The sequence below is a fragment of the Rhodococcus sp. NPDC059968 genome (assembly GCF_042738615.1).
Taxonomy (GTDB): Bacteria; Actinomycetota; Actinomycetes; order Mycobacteriales; family Mycobacteriaceae; genus Rhodococcus_F.
The window spans coordinates 13844-29699 of sequence record NZ_JBHWUE010000031.1 but is presented as its reverse complement, the minus strand read 5'-3'; the positions used below and the strand labels follow the sequence as shown (position 1 = coordinate 29699).

At 69.2% G+C, this 15856-nt stretch carries 13 protein-coding genes; 2 read left to right on the top strand and 11 right to left on the bottom strand.

Translation table 11 applies throughout. The features are described from left to right. Window positions 1-21 precede the first annotated feature (21 nt). The 9 genes from ACFWAY_RS23760 to ACFWAY_RS23720 all read right to left on the bottom strand — a co-directional run bounded on the left by ACFWAY_RS23760 (window position 22) and on the right by ACFWAY_RS23720 (window position 13634). Window positions 22-1524, bottom strand: a complete 1503-nt coding sequence (locus ACFWAY_RS23760) for a glutamate synthase subunit beta (protein ID WP_378452495.1) — start codon at window positions 1522-1524, stop codon at window positions 22-24. After that, window positions 1517-6100 (bottom strand): glutamate synthase large subunit, encoded by a 4584-nt coding sequence (gene gltB, locus ACFWAY_RS23755; RefSeq protein ID WP_378452496.1) that lies wholly within the window; start codon window positions 6098-6100, stop codon window positions 1517-1519. The genes ACFWAY_RS23760 and gltB overlap by 8 nt, the downstream gene beginning before the upstream one ends. Before the next feature lie 275 nt (window positions 6101-6375). After that, window positions 6376-7221, bottom strand: coding sequence for an NINE protein (locus ACFWAY_RS23750; RefSeq protein WP_378452497.1), 846 nt, complete (start codon window positions 7219-7221; stop codon window positions 6376-6378). Then, window positions 7214-8272: a prolipoprotein diacylglyceryl transferase gene (gene lgt / locus ACFWAY_RS23745; protein WP_378452498.1), complete on the bottom strand. Its 1059-nt coding sequence runs from the start codon at window positions 8270-8272 to the stop codon at window positions 7214-7216. Before lgt ends, ACFWAY_RS23750 begins: the two co-directional genes overlap by 8 nt. Next, window positions 8269-9072: a tryptophan synthase subunit alpha gene (trpA, locus tag ACFWAY_RS23740; RefSeq protein ID WP_005247486.1), complete on the bottom strand. Its 804-nt coding sequence runs from the start codon at window positions 9070-9072 to the stop codon at window positions 8269-8271. The genes lgt and trpA overlap by 4 nt, the downstream gene beginning before the upstream one ends. Then, window positions 9069-10388 carry a tryptophan synthase subunit beta gene (gene trpB, locus ACFWAY_RS23735; protein ID WP_378452499.1) on the bottom strand — a complete coding sequence of 440 codons (1320 nt, stop codon included), beginning with the start codon at window positions 10386-10388 and terminating at the stop codon, window positions 9069-9071. The genes trpA and trpB overlap by 4 nt, the downstream gene beginning before the upstream one ends. A 62-nt stretch (window positions 10389-10450) precedes the next feature. After that, entirely contained in the window at window positions 10451-11260 is an 810-nt protein-coding gene (trpC, locus tag ACFWAY_RS23730; protein ID WP_005247490.1) for an indole-3-glycerol phosphate synthase TrpC, read from the bottom strand. A gap of 86 nt (window positions 11261-11346) precedes the next feature. Next, a complete protein-coding gene (locus tag ACFWAY_RS23725) occupies window positions 11347-12051 on the bottom strand; it encodes a TIGR02234 family membrane protein (protein WP_378512383.1) in 705 nt (234 codons plus the stop codon). Beyond that, window positions 12048-13634: an anthranilate synthase component I gene (locus ACFWAY_RS23720; RefSeq protein ID WP_378452501.1), complete on the bottom strand. Its 1587-nt coding sequence runs from the start codon at window positions 13632-13634 to the stop codon at window positions 12048-12050. The genes ACFWAY_RS23725 and ACFWAY_RS23720 overlap by 4 nt, the downstream gene beginning before the upstream one ends. 59 nt (window positions 13635-13693) lie before the next feature. Between ACFWAY_RS23720 and ACFWAY_RS23715 the strand changes: the two genes are divergently transcribed. Next, entirely contained in the window at window positions 13694-14158 is a 465-nt protein-coding gene (locus ACFWAY_RS23715; protein WP_037237464.1) for a peroxiredoxin, read from the top strand. Here the strand turns inward: ACFWAY_RS23715 and ACFWAY_RS23710 are convergent. Next, the gene (locus ACFWAY_RS23710) at window positions 14146-14925 is read right to left on the bottom strand and encodes a dioxygenase (protein WP_378452502.1); all 780 of its coding nucleotides are present in this window, start codon (window positions 14923-14925) and stop codon (window positions 14146-14148) included. The two genes, ACFWAY_RS23715 and ACFWAY_RS23710, sit on opposite strands and share 13 nt — an antisense overlap. Before the next feature lie 201 nt (window positions 14926-15126). On the opposite strand from ACFWAY_RS23710, the gene ACFWAY_RS23705 reads away from it, so the two are divergent. Beyond that, window positions 15127-15636 carry a MarR family winged helix-turn-helix transcriptional regulator gene (locus ACFWAY_RS23705; RefSeq protein WP_378452503.1) on the top strand — a complete coding sequence of 170 codons (510 nt, stop codon included), beginning with the start codon at window positions 15127-15129 and terminating at the stop codon, window positions 15634-15636. Window positions 15637-15664: 28 nt separating this feature from the next. Here the strand turns inward: ACFWAY_RS23705 and ACFWAY_RS23700 are convergent, their stop codons facing one another. Next, window positions 15665-15853, bottom strand: coding sequence for a 4-oxalocrotonate tautomerase family protein (locus ACFWAY_RS23700; protein WP_378452596.1), 189 nt, complete (start codon window positions 15851-15853; stop codon window positions 15665-15667). Window positions 15854-15856: the final 3 nt, after the last annotated feature.

Here is a 15856-nt window from a genome sequence, read left to right as displayed (position 1 = left end):
GTCCCGCGCGCCCTTCTCCATTTAGACGACTGCCAGCGGGAGCGCCGTCGGATGCACCGGCGACGGGAGATCCGACGCCCCGGTCAGATACACGTCGACGGCGTGCGCCGCGGACCTGCCCTCCGCGATCGCCCACACCACGAGCGACGCGCCGCGGTGCGCGTCCCCGCAGACGAAGACCCCGGGTGCGGTGGTCTGCCAGTCCGGTCCGCAGGAGAGCGATCCGCGCCGGGTGGGTGACAGCCCGTAGTCGTCGAGCAGCGGCCCGAGATCGACCCCCTCGAATCCGATCGCGAAAAGTGCCAGTTCGCACGGCAATTCGATCTCCTCGCCGACCGGCGTGATGATGCGCTTGCCGTCCTCGCGGGCGACCCGGACCTCGGCGAGCACCATGGATCGGACGTTCCCGTTCTCGTCACCGAGGAAACGCTGCACCGCGACCTGGTATCGGCGGACACCGCCCTCGGCGTGCGCGGGCGACGTGCGCAGCACCATCGGCCACGCGGGCCACGGCGTCGCGGCCTCGTCCCGTTCCGTCGGCAGCTCCGGGTTGTAGTCCAGCTGGGTCACCGACAGCGCGCCCTGGCGGTGCGCCGTGCCGAGGCAGTCGGCCCCGGTGTCGCCGCCGCCGATGATGACGACGTGCTTGCCCTTGGCGGTGATCGTCGCGGGACCGTCACCCTCGCATTCCTTGTTCGAGGTGACGAGGTGTTCCATCGCGAGGTGGATCCCGTTCAGCTCCCGGCCCTCGACGGTCGTGTTGTCACGGCCCCGCAGCGCGCCGATCGCGATAACGACGGCAGCGAAATTCTCGCGCATCTGCTCCACGGTCAGGTCGACGCCGACCTCGCAGTCGGTGACGAAATGCGTTCCCTCGGCACGCATCTGCATGAGGCGCTGATCGAGGATCGCCTTCTCCATCTTGAATTCCGGGATGCCGTACCGCAGCAGTCCCCCGAGCCGGTCGTCGCGCTCGTAGACGGTGACGTCGTGCCCCGCCCGGGTCAGCTGCTGAGCCGCCGCGAGACCGGCCGGACCGGAACCGACCACCGCCACCTTGTGGCCCGTGGCGATCATCGGCGGCTTGGGGACCACCGTGCCGGACTCCCACGCGACGTCGGCGATGGCCTGCTCGATCCGCTTGATGGTGACGCTGCCGGTCGTGTGTGTGTCGGCGAGCGAGAGGACGCACGCCGACTCGCACGGCGCCGGACACACCCGCCCGGTGAACTCCGGGAAGTTGTTGGTCGCGTGCAGCCGCTCACTGGCCGCCGACCAGCGGCCGCGCCGCACCAGGTCGTTCCACTCCGGAATCAGGTTACCCAGTGGGCAGCCCGCACTTCCCGAGTGGCAGAACGGGATTCCGCAGTCCATGCACCGGGCGGCCTGCTCGGACACCTCGGCGGCCCGCTCCGCCGGACTCTGCGGCGTGTACACCTCGTGCCAGTCGTGCACCCGTTCCGCGACCGGACGCTTGCTCGCCTCCTTCTTGACGATGTGCAGAAAGCCCTGTGGATCAGCCACGTGCCGCCTCCATGATCGCAGTGTCGACGTCGAGTCCCTCTGCCTTGGCCATCCGGGTCGCGTCCAGCACCCGCTGGTAGTCCACCGGCATCACCTTGGTGAACAACGCGGAGCGGCGGGGCCAGTCGGCGAGCACCGACGCCGCCACCGCGGAACCGGTCCACCGGTGGTGCCGGGTGACCGCGCCGCACAACCAGTCGAGGTCGTCCGGGTCGGGTTGCAGGAGCTTCACCATCGCCGGGTTCACGTCCTCGGGGTCCAGGTCGAGGACGTACGCGATGCCGCCGGACATGCCGGCCGCCATGTTCCGGCCGGTCGGTCCGAGGATCACGACCCGTCCGGCCGTCATGTATTCGCAGGCGTGGTCGCCGACGCCCTCCACGACGGCCGACGCACCGGAGTTGCGCACGGAGAAGCGTTCGCCGACACGTCCCCGGAGATAGAGCTCGCCCGAGGTGGCACCGTAGAGCAGGGTGTTGCCCGCGATCACCTGGGTTTCCGGGACGAACAGGACGTCGTCGGCGGGACGGACCACGATCCGCCCGCCCGACAATCCCTTGCCGACGTAGTCGTTGGCGTCCCCGGTCAGGTCGATGGTGATGCCCGGCGGCAGGAACGCACCGAGCGACTGCCCGGCCGAACCGGTGAACGTGAGCCGGATCGTGTCGTCCGGCAGCCCGGCGGCGCCGTACCGGCGGGTGACCTCCGCGCCGAGCAGCGTGCCGACCGTCCGGTTGACGTTGCGCACCGGCATCTCGATCTCCACGGCGTGCGCGTCCTCGAGGGCACCCTCGGCCAGCTGGATGAGCGTGCGATCCAGTGCCCGGTCCAGTCCGTGGTCCTGATCGCGGTCCCGGCGCCGCTGCGGCAGTGGCGCCCCGTCCGGCCCGGTGGGCACCGCGAAGATCGGCGTGAGGTCGAGTCCGCGGTTCTTCCAATGCGCGATCCCCTGGGCGGTCTCGAGGACATCCGCGTGACCGACGGCCTCGTCGATGCTGCGGAACCCGAGGTTCGCCAGGTACTGGCGCACGTCCGCGGCGACGAACCGGAAGAACTCCTCCACGAACTCCGGTTTGCCGGTGTACCGCTTGCGCAGCTCCGGGTTCTGGGTGGCGACACCGACCGGGCAGGTGTCGAGGTGGCAGACCCGCATCATGATGCAACCCGCCACGATCAGCGGGGCAGTCGAGAACCCGAATTCCTCCGCACCCAGCAGCGCCGCGACCACGACGTCCCGCGCGGTGCGCATCCCGCCGTCGCACTGGACGGTGATGCGGTCGCGGAGACCGTTGAGTACCAGCGTCTGCTGGGCGTCGGCCAGCCCGATCTCCCACGGCGCCCCGGCATGCTTCATCGACGTCAGCGGCGTCGCGCCGGTTCCGCCGTCGTTCCCGGAGATCAGGACCACATCGGCGTGCGCCTTGCTGACGCCGGCGGCGACCGTTCCCACCCCCACCGAGCTGACCAGCTTCACGTGGACCCGGGCCCGATCGTTGGCGTTCTTCAGGTCGTGGATCAGCTGCGCGAGATCCTCGATCGAGTAGATGTCGTGGTGCGGCGGCGGCGAGATGAGCCCGACCCCCGGCGTCGAGTGCCGGGTCTCCGCGACCCACGGGTACACCTTGTACGCCGGCAACTGGCCGCCTTCACCGGGCTTGGCGCCCTGCGCCATCTTGATCTGGATGTCGCTGGCGTTGATCAGGTAGTCGCTGGTGACGCCGAATCGCCCGCTCGCCACCTGCTTGACGGCGCTGCGGCGGGACGGATCGTAGAGGCGGTCGACGTTCTCGCCGCCCTCGCCCGTATTGGAGCGTCCGCCGAGATTGTTCATCGCGACGGCCATCGTCTCGTGGGCCTCGGCGGAGATGGAGCCGTAGCTCATCGCGCCGGTGTTGAACCGGGTGACGATCCGCTCGACCGGTTCCACCTCGTCCAGCGGCACCGGCGGGCGCACGCCGTCGCGGAACGTGAACAGACCACGCAGTGCCCCACCGGCCTCGGCCAGCCGGTTCACCTCGTCGCTGTACTTCGCGAACACCTCGTGCTGACCGGTGCGGGTGGCGTGCTGCAGCAGGAACACTGTCTCCGGGGTGAACAGGTGCAGTTCGCCGTCACGGCGGAACTGGTACTCGCCGCCGTCCTCGAGCCGCCGGTGGGCGAACTCGGCCGGGTTGTCCGGGTACGCCTGGCGGTGGCGGACGGTGACCTCTCGGGCGATCTCGTCGAGACCGGCGCCACCCAGCTTGCTGACGGTGCCCTTGAAGTATTCGTGGACGAGGTCGCGATCCAGGCCGATCGCCTCGAACACCTGCGCCGCCGTGTACGAGCCGACGGTGGAGATGCCCATCTTCGACATCACCTTGAGCACACCCTTGCCGAGAGCGGTGAGGTAATTCCGCACGGCGATCGTGTGCTCGACGCCGGTGAGTTCGCCCTCGGACACGAGGTCCTCTATCGACTCCATCGCGAGGTACGGGTTGACAGCCGCGGCGCCGTACCCGATGAGCAGCGCCAGGTGGTGGACCTCGCGGGCGTCACCGGATTCGACGACCAGCGCCACCTTGGTGCGTTCCTTGGTCCGCACCAGGTGATGGTGCACCGCGGCGACCGCGAGCAGTGACGGGATCGGCGCGCGGGTGTGGTCGGAGTCTCGGTCCGAGATCACCAGCGTCCGGTAGCCGTCCGCGATCGCGGCGCTCGCCTGAGCCCGCAATTCCTCGATCGCCTCGGCCATCCCCGCACCGCCGCGCTCCACGTCGTACAGCGCGCGCAGCACCGTCGCGGCCAGCCCCGGATGGTTGCCGTCCGCGTTCACGTTGATGATCTTGTTCAGCTCTTCGTTGTCGAGCACCGGCCACGGCAGCACGATCTGCCTGCACGACGCCGCGGTCGGCTCCAGCAGGTTCTGCTCCGGGCCCATGACCCGCGACAGCGATGTCACGATCTCTTCGCGGATCGCGTCGAGCGGCGGGTTCGTGACCTGAGCGAACAGTTCGACGAAGTAGTCGTAGAGCAGCCGCGAACGCTGCGACATGACGGCGATCGGCGTATCCGTCCCCATCGAGCCGAGGGGCTCGCCGCCGGACGCGGCCATCGGCGCGAGCAGGATGCGCAGATCCTCCTCGGTGTACCCGAACGCCACCTGCCGTCGCACCACCGACTCGTGGTTGTGCTGCGCGTGCGGGCGATCCGGCAGCGTCTTCAGTTCGAGCAAACCGGCGTACAGCCACTCGGCGTACGGTTGCTCCGCCGCGAGCCGCATCTTGATCTCCTCGTCGGGCACGATCCGGCCCTCCGACGTGTCGACGAGGAACATCTGGCCCGGTTCGAGCCGGCCCTTCGCCACCACCTCCGCCTGCGGGACGTCGAGGACGCCGCTCTCGCTCGCGAGGACCACCCGCCCGTCGACGGTCTGCCACCAGCGTCCCGGACGCAGCCCGTTGCGGTCCAGCACGGCGCCGACCACGGTCCCGTCGGTGAACGTCACACACGCCGGTCCGTCCCACGCCTCCATCAGCGATGCGTGGAACTGGTAGAACGCCCGACGGTCGGGGCACATCGACGTGTCGTTCTCCCACGCCTCCGGCACCATCATCATCACCGCGTGCGCCACGCTGCGGCCGGCGAGGTGCAGCAATTCGAGCACCTCGTCGAACGACGCCGAATCCGACGCGTCGGGGGTGCAGATCGGATACAGCCTGCGCAGGTCACCCGGGATCATCGAACTCGACAGCAACGCCTCGCGGGCGCGCATGCGGTTCCGGTTGCCGCGGACCGTGTTGATCTCGCCGTTGTGCGCGACGAACCGGAACGGATGCGCGAGCGGCCAGGACGGGAACGTGTTGGTGGAGAACCGGCTGTGTACGATCGCGATCGCACTCGCGATCCGCGGGTCGCGCAGATCCGGGAAATACCGTGACAGCTGGGACGTGGTCAGCATCCCCTTGTAGACGACGGTCCGGCTCGAGAGGGACGGGAAGTACACGCCGCTGCCCTCGGACTCGACCTCGGGAGTGACCTGCTCGGCCCGCTTGCGCAGCGGATAGACCAGGCGTTCGAGTGCCGGCCCGCCGGGCCGGATCCCGCCGACGGCGGGTGCGGTGACGAACAACTGGCTCATGTGCGGTTCGCAGGCCCGGGCCGTGGAACCGACGTCCGCGCCGTCGGGATCGACGGGCACCCGACGCCAGCCGAGGATCTCGAGCCCCTCCTCGGCCGCGAGGTCGGACACGCGTCGTTGCGCGGCAGCCCGCGCCTGCGGGTCCTGCGGGAGGAAGCAGATGCCCGCCGCGTACGTGCTGCTGCCGTCGTCGAGCGGCGCCGGGAGATCGAACTCGACGACCTCCCCGAAGAATTCGGTGGGGAGCTGGAGAAGGATGCCGGCGCCGTCTCCGCTGTTCGGTTCCGATCCTGCCGCACCGCGGTGCTCGAGATTCTCGAGGGCGAGGAGTCCGTCGGAGACGATGGAGTGTGAGCGGCGGCCGTGCACGTCCGCCACCATGGCGACGCCACAGGAATCGACTTCCTGGTCCGGGTCGTACAAGCCCTGAGGACCGGGCAACTGAGAGAACAGCACCGATATACCTCCACATCGGCCAGGAAGACCACCAGTGTGTGCGCTCCGCACGTGCTGTCGGCGGCCTCCGCTAGCGGGGTCGCCACGACGGGCGCTAACTGCTTTTCGGGGGTCTACCGGGACAGCATCGGCCCGTGAAGGTTGTTACCGGACATACACCCGGCGCGCTCAGCTTACCAGGACCGATACCTCGCGAGATATGCCGATTCCGGCCCCGGACAGCACTGTGGCCCGTGTCGCATCAGCAACACGGGCCACAGTTCGGCCGGGGTTCGTCACTGCTCCCGGAGGGGTCGTCCGTACTTGTCCTTCACGCTCCCGGTCAGCATCATGATGCCGTCGACCAGCGGCCAGATCCCGCCGATTCCACAGGTGAGCCACGTGACGGCGATCTGCGCCACGGCGATGCCGGGCTGGTTCAGGTAGAACCGCCCGACTCCGAAACCGCCGAGGAAGATCTGCAGCAGGCCTGCGGTCAGCTTGGACTTGTCGGAATACGGCTCACCCGTCAGCGGATGCCTGCCGAACGGCGCCGAGGGATCGGCGTACGCGTTGTAGCCGGCGGGGGCGTACCCGGGCGGCGGGAACCCCTGCTGGGGGTAACCCGGCTGCTGTCCGTATCCCGGCTGCTGATACCCGGGCTGCTGGTAGTCCTGCGGCGACTGCGGAGCCGCCCCGTACTGCGCGCCGTAGTTGGGGTCGGGTGCGCCGTAGGTGGGACCGTCCGGTTGCTGCTGGGGCTTGTCGTACCCGGTGTAGGGCGCGGTCGGCGGAGTCGGCTCGCCCACGTTCGGCAACGGGGCCGTCGGCTCGGTGCCGCTCGGCGACGGGTAGGTGGGCGTCGACCCCCAGCCCGGGCCGTTACCGACACCGGAGTAGGTGTCCCAGCCCGGTCCGGTGCCGGACGAACCCGGTGACGGCGTCGCGTCCGACGTGGCCGGCGACTGGGACAGCGAGGCCTCGGCGGTGGCGTCGTAATCGAAGGGTGAGCCGAACTCGGGCGGCAGGCTCGACTCGGTGCTGTTCTCGGTGCCGTCGCTGCTCTTACCCAGGTCGACCTTGTGTGCGTCCTCGGATGCACCCTTGCCGGAATCGTCGGATGCTTTCCCCGGTTCAGTCATTCGCGTCATCCTTCTTGCTGTCGATGGTCTTCGTGCCCGCCTCGCCGCCGGTACTCGCAGTACTCGCGGCCTTGTCGTCCGATACCGGCTCCGACGAGGACGCGCCCTCGCCCTTGCCCTCGTCCTCGACGTTCTTCTCGGGCTCCGTCTCCGTGGTCGCGCTCTCGACCGGTTCGCCGTCGGCAGGCCGCAATTCGGCCGGATCCTCGCGGCCCTTTGTGGCGGCGAAGAAGTACACCAGGGCCGCGACGAACACCAGGGCGGAGGTGAACGAGTTCACGCGGACACCGGCGATGAGGCTCGCGTGATCGCTGCGCATCAGTTCGATCCAGAAGCGGCCGGCGCAGTACCCGGCCACGTACAGGGCGAACAGGCGGCCGTGACCGATGCGGAAGCGGCGATCGACCCACACGAGCAGGAGGACGATCAGCACGTTCCACAGCGCCTCGTACAGGAACGTCGGATGCACCACGAACGCGACCTCGCCGGTGGACACCCCGTCGATCAGCTGCGGTGACACCTGGCCCGCGTCGTTGCGCCGCTCGAAGATCTCGAGCCCCCACGGCACGTCGGTCTCGCGACCGTAGAGTTCCTGGTTGAAGTAGTTTCCGAGCCGGCCGATCGCCTGCGCCAGCAGGATTGCGGGCGCGACCGCGTCGCCGAGCGCAGGCAGCGGGATGCCGCGGCGACGACAACCGATCCAGGCGCCGACACCGCCGAGCGCGACGGCGCCCCAGATGCCGAGGCCGCCTTGCCACACCTTCAGGGCGTCGACGGGGTCGCCGCCTTCCCCGAAGTACGTCGGCCAGTCGGTCATCACGTGGTAGAGACGGCCGCCGATCAGGCCGAACGGCACCGCCCAGATGGCGATGTCGAGGACGGTGCCCTTCTCGCCGCCGCGGGCGACCCAGCGACGGTCACCCCACACGATCGCGACGACGATACCGACGATGATGAACAGCGCGTACGCGCGTAGGGCCACCGGTCCGACATACCAGACACCTTGGGGCGGACTCGGAATGTAGGCCAGTACGTCCACAGTGGAAGTCACGACGCCACGGTAGCGGAGCGAACGCCCTCGGCGAGTTCCTTCGTGAGCGAGCGCACCGCGTCGAGACCGCTCTCCGCGGCCGTGACCAGTGCGGATCCGACGATGACCGCGTCGGCGTACGCGGCGATCTCGGCGGCCTGCGCGCCGGAGCGGACACCCAGTCCGACACCCACCGGGATGTCCGAGTGGGCGCGGATGCGGGCTGTCAGCTCGGGTGCCATCGACGACACCGCGTCACGTGCGCCGGTGACACCCATCGTGGACGCGGCGTACACGAAGCCGCTGCTGGCGTCGAGGGTCATCGCGAGGCGTTCCTCGGTCGACGACGGCGCCACGAGGAAGATCCGGTCGAGGTCGTGTTCCTTCGACGCGGCGATCCACTCGCCGGCCTCCTCGGGGATGAGGTTGGGCGTGATCAGCCCGAGGCCGCCCGCGCTCGCCAGGTCGCGGGAAAACTTGTCGACGCCGTACTGCAGGACCGGATTCCAGTAGGTCATCACGACGGCCTTGCCCCCGACGGAGGCGATCGCCTCGACGACGGTGAACACGTCACGCACCCGGACACCGTTCCGCAGCGCCGTCTCGGCCGCCGCCTGGATGGTGGGCCCGTCCATCACCGGGTCGGAGTAGGCGATGCCGACCTCGACGATGTCGCAACCGGATTCGACCATCGCCTTGAACACGTCGATGGACTCCTGCACGGTGGGGAAACCGGCCGGGAGGTACCCGACGAGCGCGGCACGCTTCTCCTCGCGGCACTGCGCAAACGTCGGGGCGAGGCGCGAGAGTCGTTCGCTCACTTGGCCGAACCTTCCTTGTCAGTCGTGGTGGTCTCGGTCGAGTCGTCGGGATCGAACAGTCCGAACCACTTGGCGGCCGTGTCCATGTCCTTGTCGCCGCGCCCGGACAGGCTGACGACGATGATCGCGCCCTCCCCCAGTTCGCGGCCCAGTCGCAGCGACCCGGCGACGGCGTGGGCGGATTCGATGGCCGGGATGATGCCCTCACGCTCGGACAGCAGACGCAGCGCGTCCATTGCCTCCGTGTCGGTGACCGGCTCGTAGGTGGCGCGTCCGATGTCCTTGAGGAGTGCGTGCTCCGGTCCGACACCGGGGTAGTCGAGGCCCGCGGAGATCGAGTGCGACTCGATGGTCTGGCCGTCCTCGTCCTGCAACAGGTACGAGTACGCGCCCTGGAACGCGCCCGGGGTGCCCGCGGCGAACGTGGCGGCGTGCCGCCCGGTTTCGACGCCGTCACCGGCGGCCTCGTATCCGACCAGCCGCACGGCCGGATCGTCGAGGAACGCGTGGAAGATGCCGATGGCGTTGGAACCGCCGCCGACGCACGCCGTCACAGCGTCGGGCAGCCGGCCGGTCAGCGCCTGCACCTGGGCACGCGCCTCCAGACCGACGACGCGCTGGAAGTCGCGGACGATGGTCGGGAACGGGTGCGGCCCGGCAGCGGTGCCGAAGCAGTAGTACGTGTCGTCGGCGTTGGTGACCCAGTCGCGCAGCGCCTCGTTGATGGCGTCCTTCAGGGTCCTCGACCCCGACTCGACCGACACCACCGAGGAGCCCAGCAACCGCATGCGGGCGACGTTCAGCGCCTGCCGCTCGGTGTCGACGGCACCCATGTAGATGACGCATTCGAGGCCGAGGAGCGCACAGGCGGTCGCGGTGGCCACACCGTGCTGGCCGGCGCCGGTCTCCGCGATGATGCGGGTCTTGCCCATGCGCTTGGCGAGGAGCACCTGGCCGAGCACGTTGTTGATCTTGTGCGAGCCGGTGTGGTTGAGGTCTTCGCGCTTGAGGATGAGCCGCGCCCCACCGGCGAACTCGCTCATCCGTTTCGCCTCGAAGATCGGGGACGGACGGCCGGTGTAGTCGCGCTGGAGACGATCGAGTTCGTTCAGGAACGCGTCGTCGGCGCGGGCCTTCTCGTACTCGGCGGTGACCTCCTCGATCACTGCCATCAGGGCCTCGGGCACGTGCCGTCCGCCGTACACGCCGAAGTGTCCTCCGGCGTCGGGGTCGTGCGTCGTGCGCTCGGCGATTCCGGCGCTGGCAGTCGGCAGATTGCCACCCTTGAAGACGGTTTCCTGATTACGTGAAGTCACAGGTCCAGTCTGCCCCAACGCTGGGTTCCGCCGCCGTCCGGGTCAGTTCCGACGACGCAGCGTCAGCGTGAGGGCTTGGGGCAGGACGGGTGCGCGCCGGCGTTGACCAGATCGGCCACCGCCTTGCGCGGATCCCCGCTGGTGACGAGGCCTTCGCCGACCAGCACCGCGTCGGCTCCCGCACCGGCGTAGGCCAGCAGGTCGGCCGTGCCGCGCACACCGGACTCGGCGATCTTGATGATCTCGGTGGGCAGTCCGGGAGCGATCTCGCCGAACGTGTTCTTGTCGACCTCGAGCGTCTTGAGATTGCGGGCGTTGACACCGATGACCTTGGCACCCGCTTCGAGCGCCCGGTTGGCCTCTTCCTCGGTGTGGACCTCGACGAGGGCCGTCATGCCCAGCGACTCCGTGCGGTCGATCAGCGACGCGAGCGCGTCCTGCTCGAGGGCGGCGACGATGAGCAGCACGACGTCGGCGCCGTGCGCGCGGGCCTCGTGGATCTGATATGGCCCGACGATGAAGTCCTTGCGGAGGATCGGGATGCTCACCGCGCGGCGGACGGCGTCGAGGTCCGCGAGGGACCCCTGGAACCGGCGCTCCTCGGTGAGCACGCTGATCACGCGGGCGCCACCGGCCTGGTAGGCGGCGGCCAACTCGGCGGGATCGGTGATGTCGGCGAGCGCGCCCTTCGAGGGGCTCGCGCGCTTGACCTCGGCGATGACTCCGATGCCCGGCTCGAGCAGGGCGGCCGCGGCATCAAGGGCCGGCGGTGCGGCGGCGGCGGCAGCCTTGACTGCGGCGAAGTCAAGGACGGCTTCGCGGGCGGCGACATCGGCGCGCACCCCGTCGAGAATCGAGTCGAGAACGGTCATCGTGGCCCGAGTCCTTTCTGGGCAGAAACCCGATGTGAGGAACATCATCAGGGGTGAAGTCAGCCTAGATGGCACTCTGATTCTGTTTACGTTCGGGTCCCCGGGTCTTGGTCCGGTCCGTCAACTTGGTCGACAGGTTCGGCTTTCTTGTCTTCCACCGTGGGGTCCTCCCCCGCGTCCAGGGCGTCCCAGAGCATGCGCTGGGTGACGGGCCCCTCGGCGGAATCGGCGCCGGTCTTCTTCGCCGCGTCACGTCGCGCACCGGGGCTGTCGTACTTGCCGGAGAGCCCGGCCCGCACGCGCGGGCGTCGGACGAGTTCCACCGCGGCGGCGAGCGCCGCCACGGCGCCCACCAGCGCGAGAACGGCGGGGCCGACGTGCACGGACACCGACTGGACCTCGGCGCGGCCCGGCAGCTCGGCCAGCCGGCCCGCCTCGTCGTCGGCTGCGCCGGAGACGATCAACCCCACCGCGGGGACCGCGGCCGCGACGGCCACGACCGCGACGAGGACACCGAGCACCCGCAGCGCCCAGCCCTTCACGGCGAACGACGCGGCGATCGCGGCCACCAGGGTCAGCGCCAACGGTGTGAGCGCCGCGGCCCACGTGCCGCCGACGAGTGCGGACGTGCGCTCCTCACCGAGTCCGTCGGAGGAGGTGACCTCCACCCACGTCATCCGGGAGGCACCCCACAGGCACACCGCGGCGACCGCGAGCAGCAGCACCGAGATCATCGACCGGCGACGTCCCGCCTGCCCGGGTTCCCGGGCCGTCTCCGACGCGTCAGTCACTGCGTGTCGCCTCCCAGGGTCCGGAGCGTGTGCGCCGCCGCGATCGCGCTGAGCACCGCCATCGCCTTGTTCCGCGCCTCGGTGTCCTCGTACTCGGGGTTCGAGTCGGCAACGACGCCCGCGCCCGCCTGGACGTACCCGATGCCGTCCTTGATCAGCGCGGTCCGGATCGCGATGGCCGTGTCGGCGTCGCCGGCGAAGTCCAGGTATCCGATGATGCCGCCGTAGATGCCCCGGCGGGTCGGTTCGAGCTCCTCGATCAGCTGCATCGCCCGGACCTTCGGCGCGCCCGACAGGGTGCCCGCCGGGAAGCACGCGGTGACGGCGTCCAGGGCCTGCTTGCCGTCCGCGAGGTGACCCGTGACGGTGGAGACGAGATGCATCACGTGGCTGTACCGCTCTATGTGGCGGTAGTCGTGGACCTTCACGGTGCCCGGTTCGCACACGCGCCCGAGGTCGTTGCGGCCCAGGTCCACGAGCATCAGGTGCTCCGCGTTCTCCTTCTCGTCGGCGAGCAGGTCCTTCTCGAGCAGGATGTCCTCCTCCTCGGTGTGCCCGCGCCACCGGGTTCCGGCGATCGGGTGCGTGGTGGCGACGCCTTCCGACACGGTCACCAGGGCCTCCGGGCTCGAACCGACGATCGAGAACGCGGTCTCGCCGTCGCCGTTCGGCACGTTGAGCAGGTACATGTACGGGCTGGGGTTGGAGGCGCGCAGCATCCGGTAGACATCGATCGGGTCCGCCGTGCAGTCGATCTCGAAGCGCTGCGACAGCACCACCTGGAACGCCTCGCCCGCCTCGATGTCTCCCACGAGCTTCTGCACGTCGGCGCCGAAACCTTCGGTGGTGCGCTGACGCCGGTAGTCGGGTGCGGGCTTCGCGAACGTGGACACGGTGGACGGCGCCGGCGCCGACAGGGCGTGCGTCATCCGGTCCAGCCGCTCGACCGCGGAGTCGTAGGCCTCGTCGACGCGTTCGTCCGTGCCGTCCCAGTTGACCGCGTTGGCGATCAGGGTGATGGCGCCCTCGTGGTGGTCGACGGCCGCGAGATCCGTCGCCAGCAACATGACCATCTCGGGGATCTGCAGATCGTCGGTGGCGTGCTCGCCGATGCGCTCGATCCGGCGCACCGCGTCGTATCCGAGGAAGCCCACCATGCCGCCGGTCAGCGGCGGCAGGTCGGGCAGTCGTTCGCTGCGCAGCAGTTCGAGCGTCTGGCCGAGGGCCGCGATCGGATCGCCGCCGGACGGTGCGCCCGCCGGGACGTTGCCATACCAGGCGGCTTCACCGTCGACGACGGTGAGCGCGGCGGGACTGCCCGCGCCGATGAACGACCATCGCGACCACGATCGGCCGTTCTCCGCCGACTCGAGCAGGAAGGTCCCCGGCCGGTTCGCCGCCAGCTTGGTGTACGCCGACAGCGGAGTTTCCGCGTCTGCCAACACCTTGCGCGTCACCGGGACCACCCGGTGTTCGGCGGCGAGAGCGTGGAACTGCTCGCGCGTGGTGGTCGAGTCGGACCCGCCGTCGGCCGGGGTGGCGGCGGACTCGGGTGCGGGAATCGTGGTGGGCTCGCCGTGCATGCCGACCATCATCCCAGGCGCACTCGTCGTGTCTGCGTGCGCGGGTAGCCTCGGCTCTCATGAAGCCAGGTCAGCTTGCACCGGAATTCACCCTGCCCGATCAGGACGGCATCGCGCGATCGCTGTCGAGCCTCCTCGAGGACGGCCCTCTGGTGCTGTTCTTCTACCCTGCGGCGTCGACACCGGTCTGCACCGCCGAGGCCTGCCATTTCCGTGACCTCGGAATCGAGTTCTCCGCGGTGGGCGCGTCCCGCGCCGGGATCAGCACCGACGCGGTGGAGAAGCAGGCGTCGTTCGCGCAGGCACAGTCGTTCGACTACCCGCTGCTGTCGGACACCGACGGAGCGGTCGCGGAGAAGTTCGGTGTCCGGCGCGGACTGCTCGGCAAGCTTGCGCCGGTCAAGCGGTCGACCTTCGTCATCGACACCGACCGCACCGTGCTCGAGGTCATCTCGAGCGAGTTCCGCGCCAACACGCACGGCGATCAGGCACTCGCCTTCCTCCGGACGCGTCAATCCACCTGAATCGACCGTTTGGCCAGCCCCATCCAGAAACCGTCGATCACCTGCCGGGGAATCTGCTCGGGATCGCTCGACGCGCCCAGCGTGACGAACAGCGGCGCGAAGTGCTCGATCGTCGGATGGGCGTACGGCATGCCCGGCGCGAGCGAGCGGAAGTCGATGAGCGAATCGACGTCGCCCGCGGCGAGACGCTCGTCCGCCCAGGCGTCGAACTCCGACGACCAGCCGGGTGCCTTCGCCTCGGGTGACGGGTCGCGCAGGAACGGCAGCCCGTGGGTGGTGAATCCGGAACCGACGATCAGCACACCCTGTTCGCGCAGGGGACGCAGCCGCTCGCCGAGGTGCAGCAGTCGTTGCGGATCGAGCGTGGGCAGCGAGATCTGGAGGACCGGGATGTCGGCGTCGGGGTACATGACCGTCAACGGCACGTAGGCGCCGTGGTCGAGGCCGCGGTGCGGCTGGTGCGACACGGTCTCGTCGTCCGGCATCAGGGCCACGACCTGCGCCGCGAGTTCGGGGGCGCCGGGCGACTCGTACGTCGTCCGGTAGAAGCGTTCGGGGAAGCCACCGAAGTCGTAGACGAGTGGCGTCCCGGTGGTGGTGGATCCGATCGTGAGCGGCGCCGATTCCCAGTGCGCCGACACCATGAGGACGGCCTTCGGCCGCGGCAGGTCGCCTGCCCACTTCGCCAGCTGCGACACCCACAGTTCGCTGTCCACCAGCGGAGGCGCACCATGGCTGAGGAACAGTGCGGGCATGGTGGCGGTCATCGCGACTCCTTCGGATCGAGATCCCTCATCGAAGACGCCGGCCGGATCACGGGCGCCACTCAATGTTGAACCTTCAAGTTACTATAGGAGTCAACCCCTGGGCGCGGCAACTATTCCCCGGGCACGATCCGGCCCGCGACGTGCTAACTATGTTGGACACGCTGCACGCGTGGATCGACGTACGGATGGAGGACACCACTGATGAGTGGTAACGACGAGGGCAAGTCGGCAGAGGCCGGCACCCGATGGCTCGACGCAGAGCAACAGGAGGCCTGGCTCACCCTCATCGCCCTGGTCACCCGGCTGCCCGCTGCACTGGACACCCAGCTCCAACGCGACTCGGCACTCACCCACTTCGAGTACTTCGTCCTCGCCTCGCTGTCCGGAGAAGCGAACCGGCGCCTGCAGCTGTCTCTGCTCGCCCAGCGCGCCAACGCGTCACTGTCCCGGCTGTCCCACGTCGTCACCAAGATGGAGAAGGCCGGCTGGGTGCGCCGCGAGAGCATCCGTGGCAGCCGCGGCTCCGACGCCGTCCTCACGGACGAAGGCATGGCCAAGGTCGTCGAGGCCGCACCCCCGCACGTCGAATCCGTCCGGTCCCTGATCTTCGACGGACTGTCCGCGGAACAGGTCCGTCAGCTGTCCGAACTGTCCGGCGCCATGCTCACCCAACTCGACAAGAGCATCGCGTCGGGCACCGGCAAAGCCTGACAGCTCAGCGCAGCGGCGTCCCGCCAGCTCACCCCAGCGGCGTCCCGCCGACACCCCAGCTGTCGCGCGGGACCTCGGTGATCGTCACCCACACCGTCGCGGGATCCTTGCCCGTCGCATCCGCGTACGCCCGGGTGACCGCCTCGATCGTGGCGCGCTTCTGCTCCGCGGTGAGCCCGGGTGTCTGACTGATCTGAATCAAAGGCATGGCGGACATTCT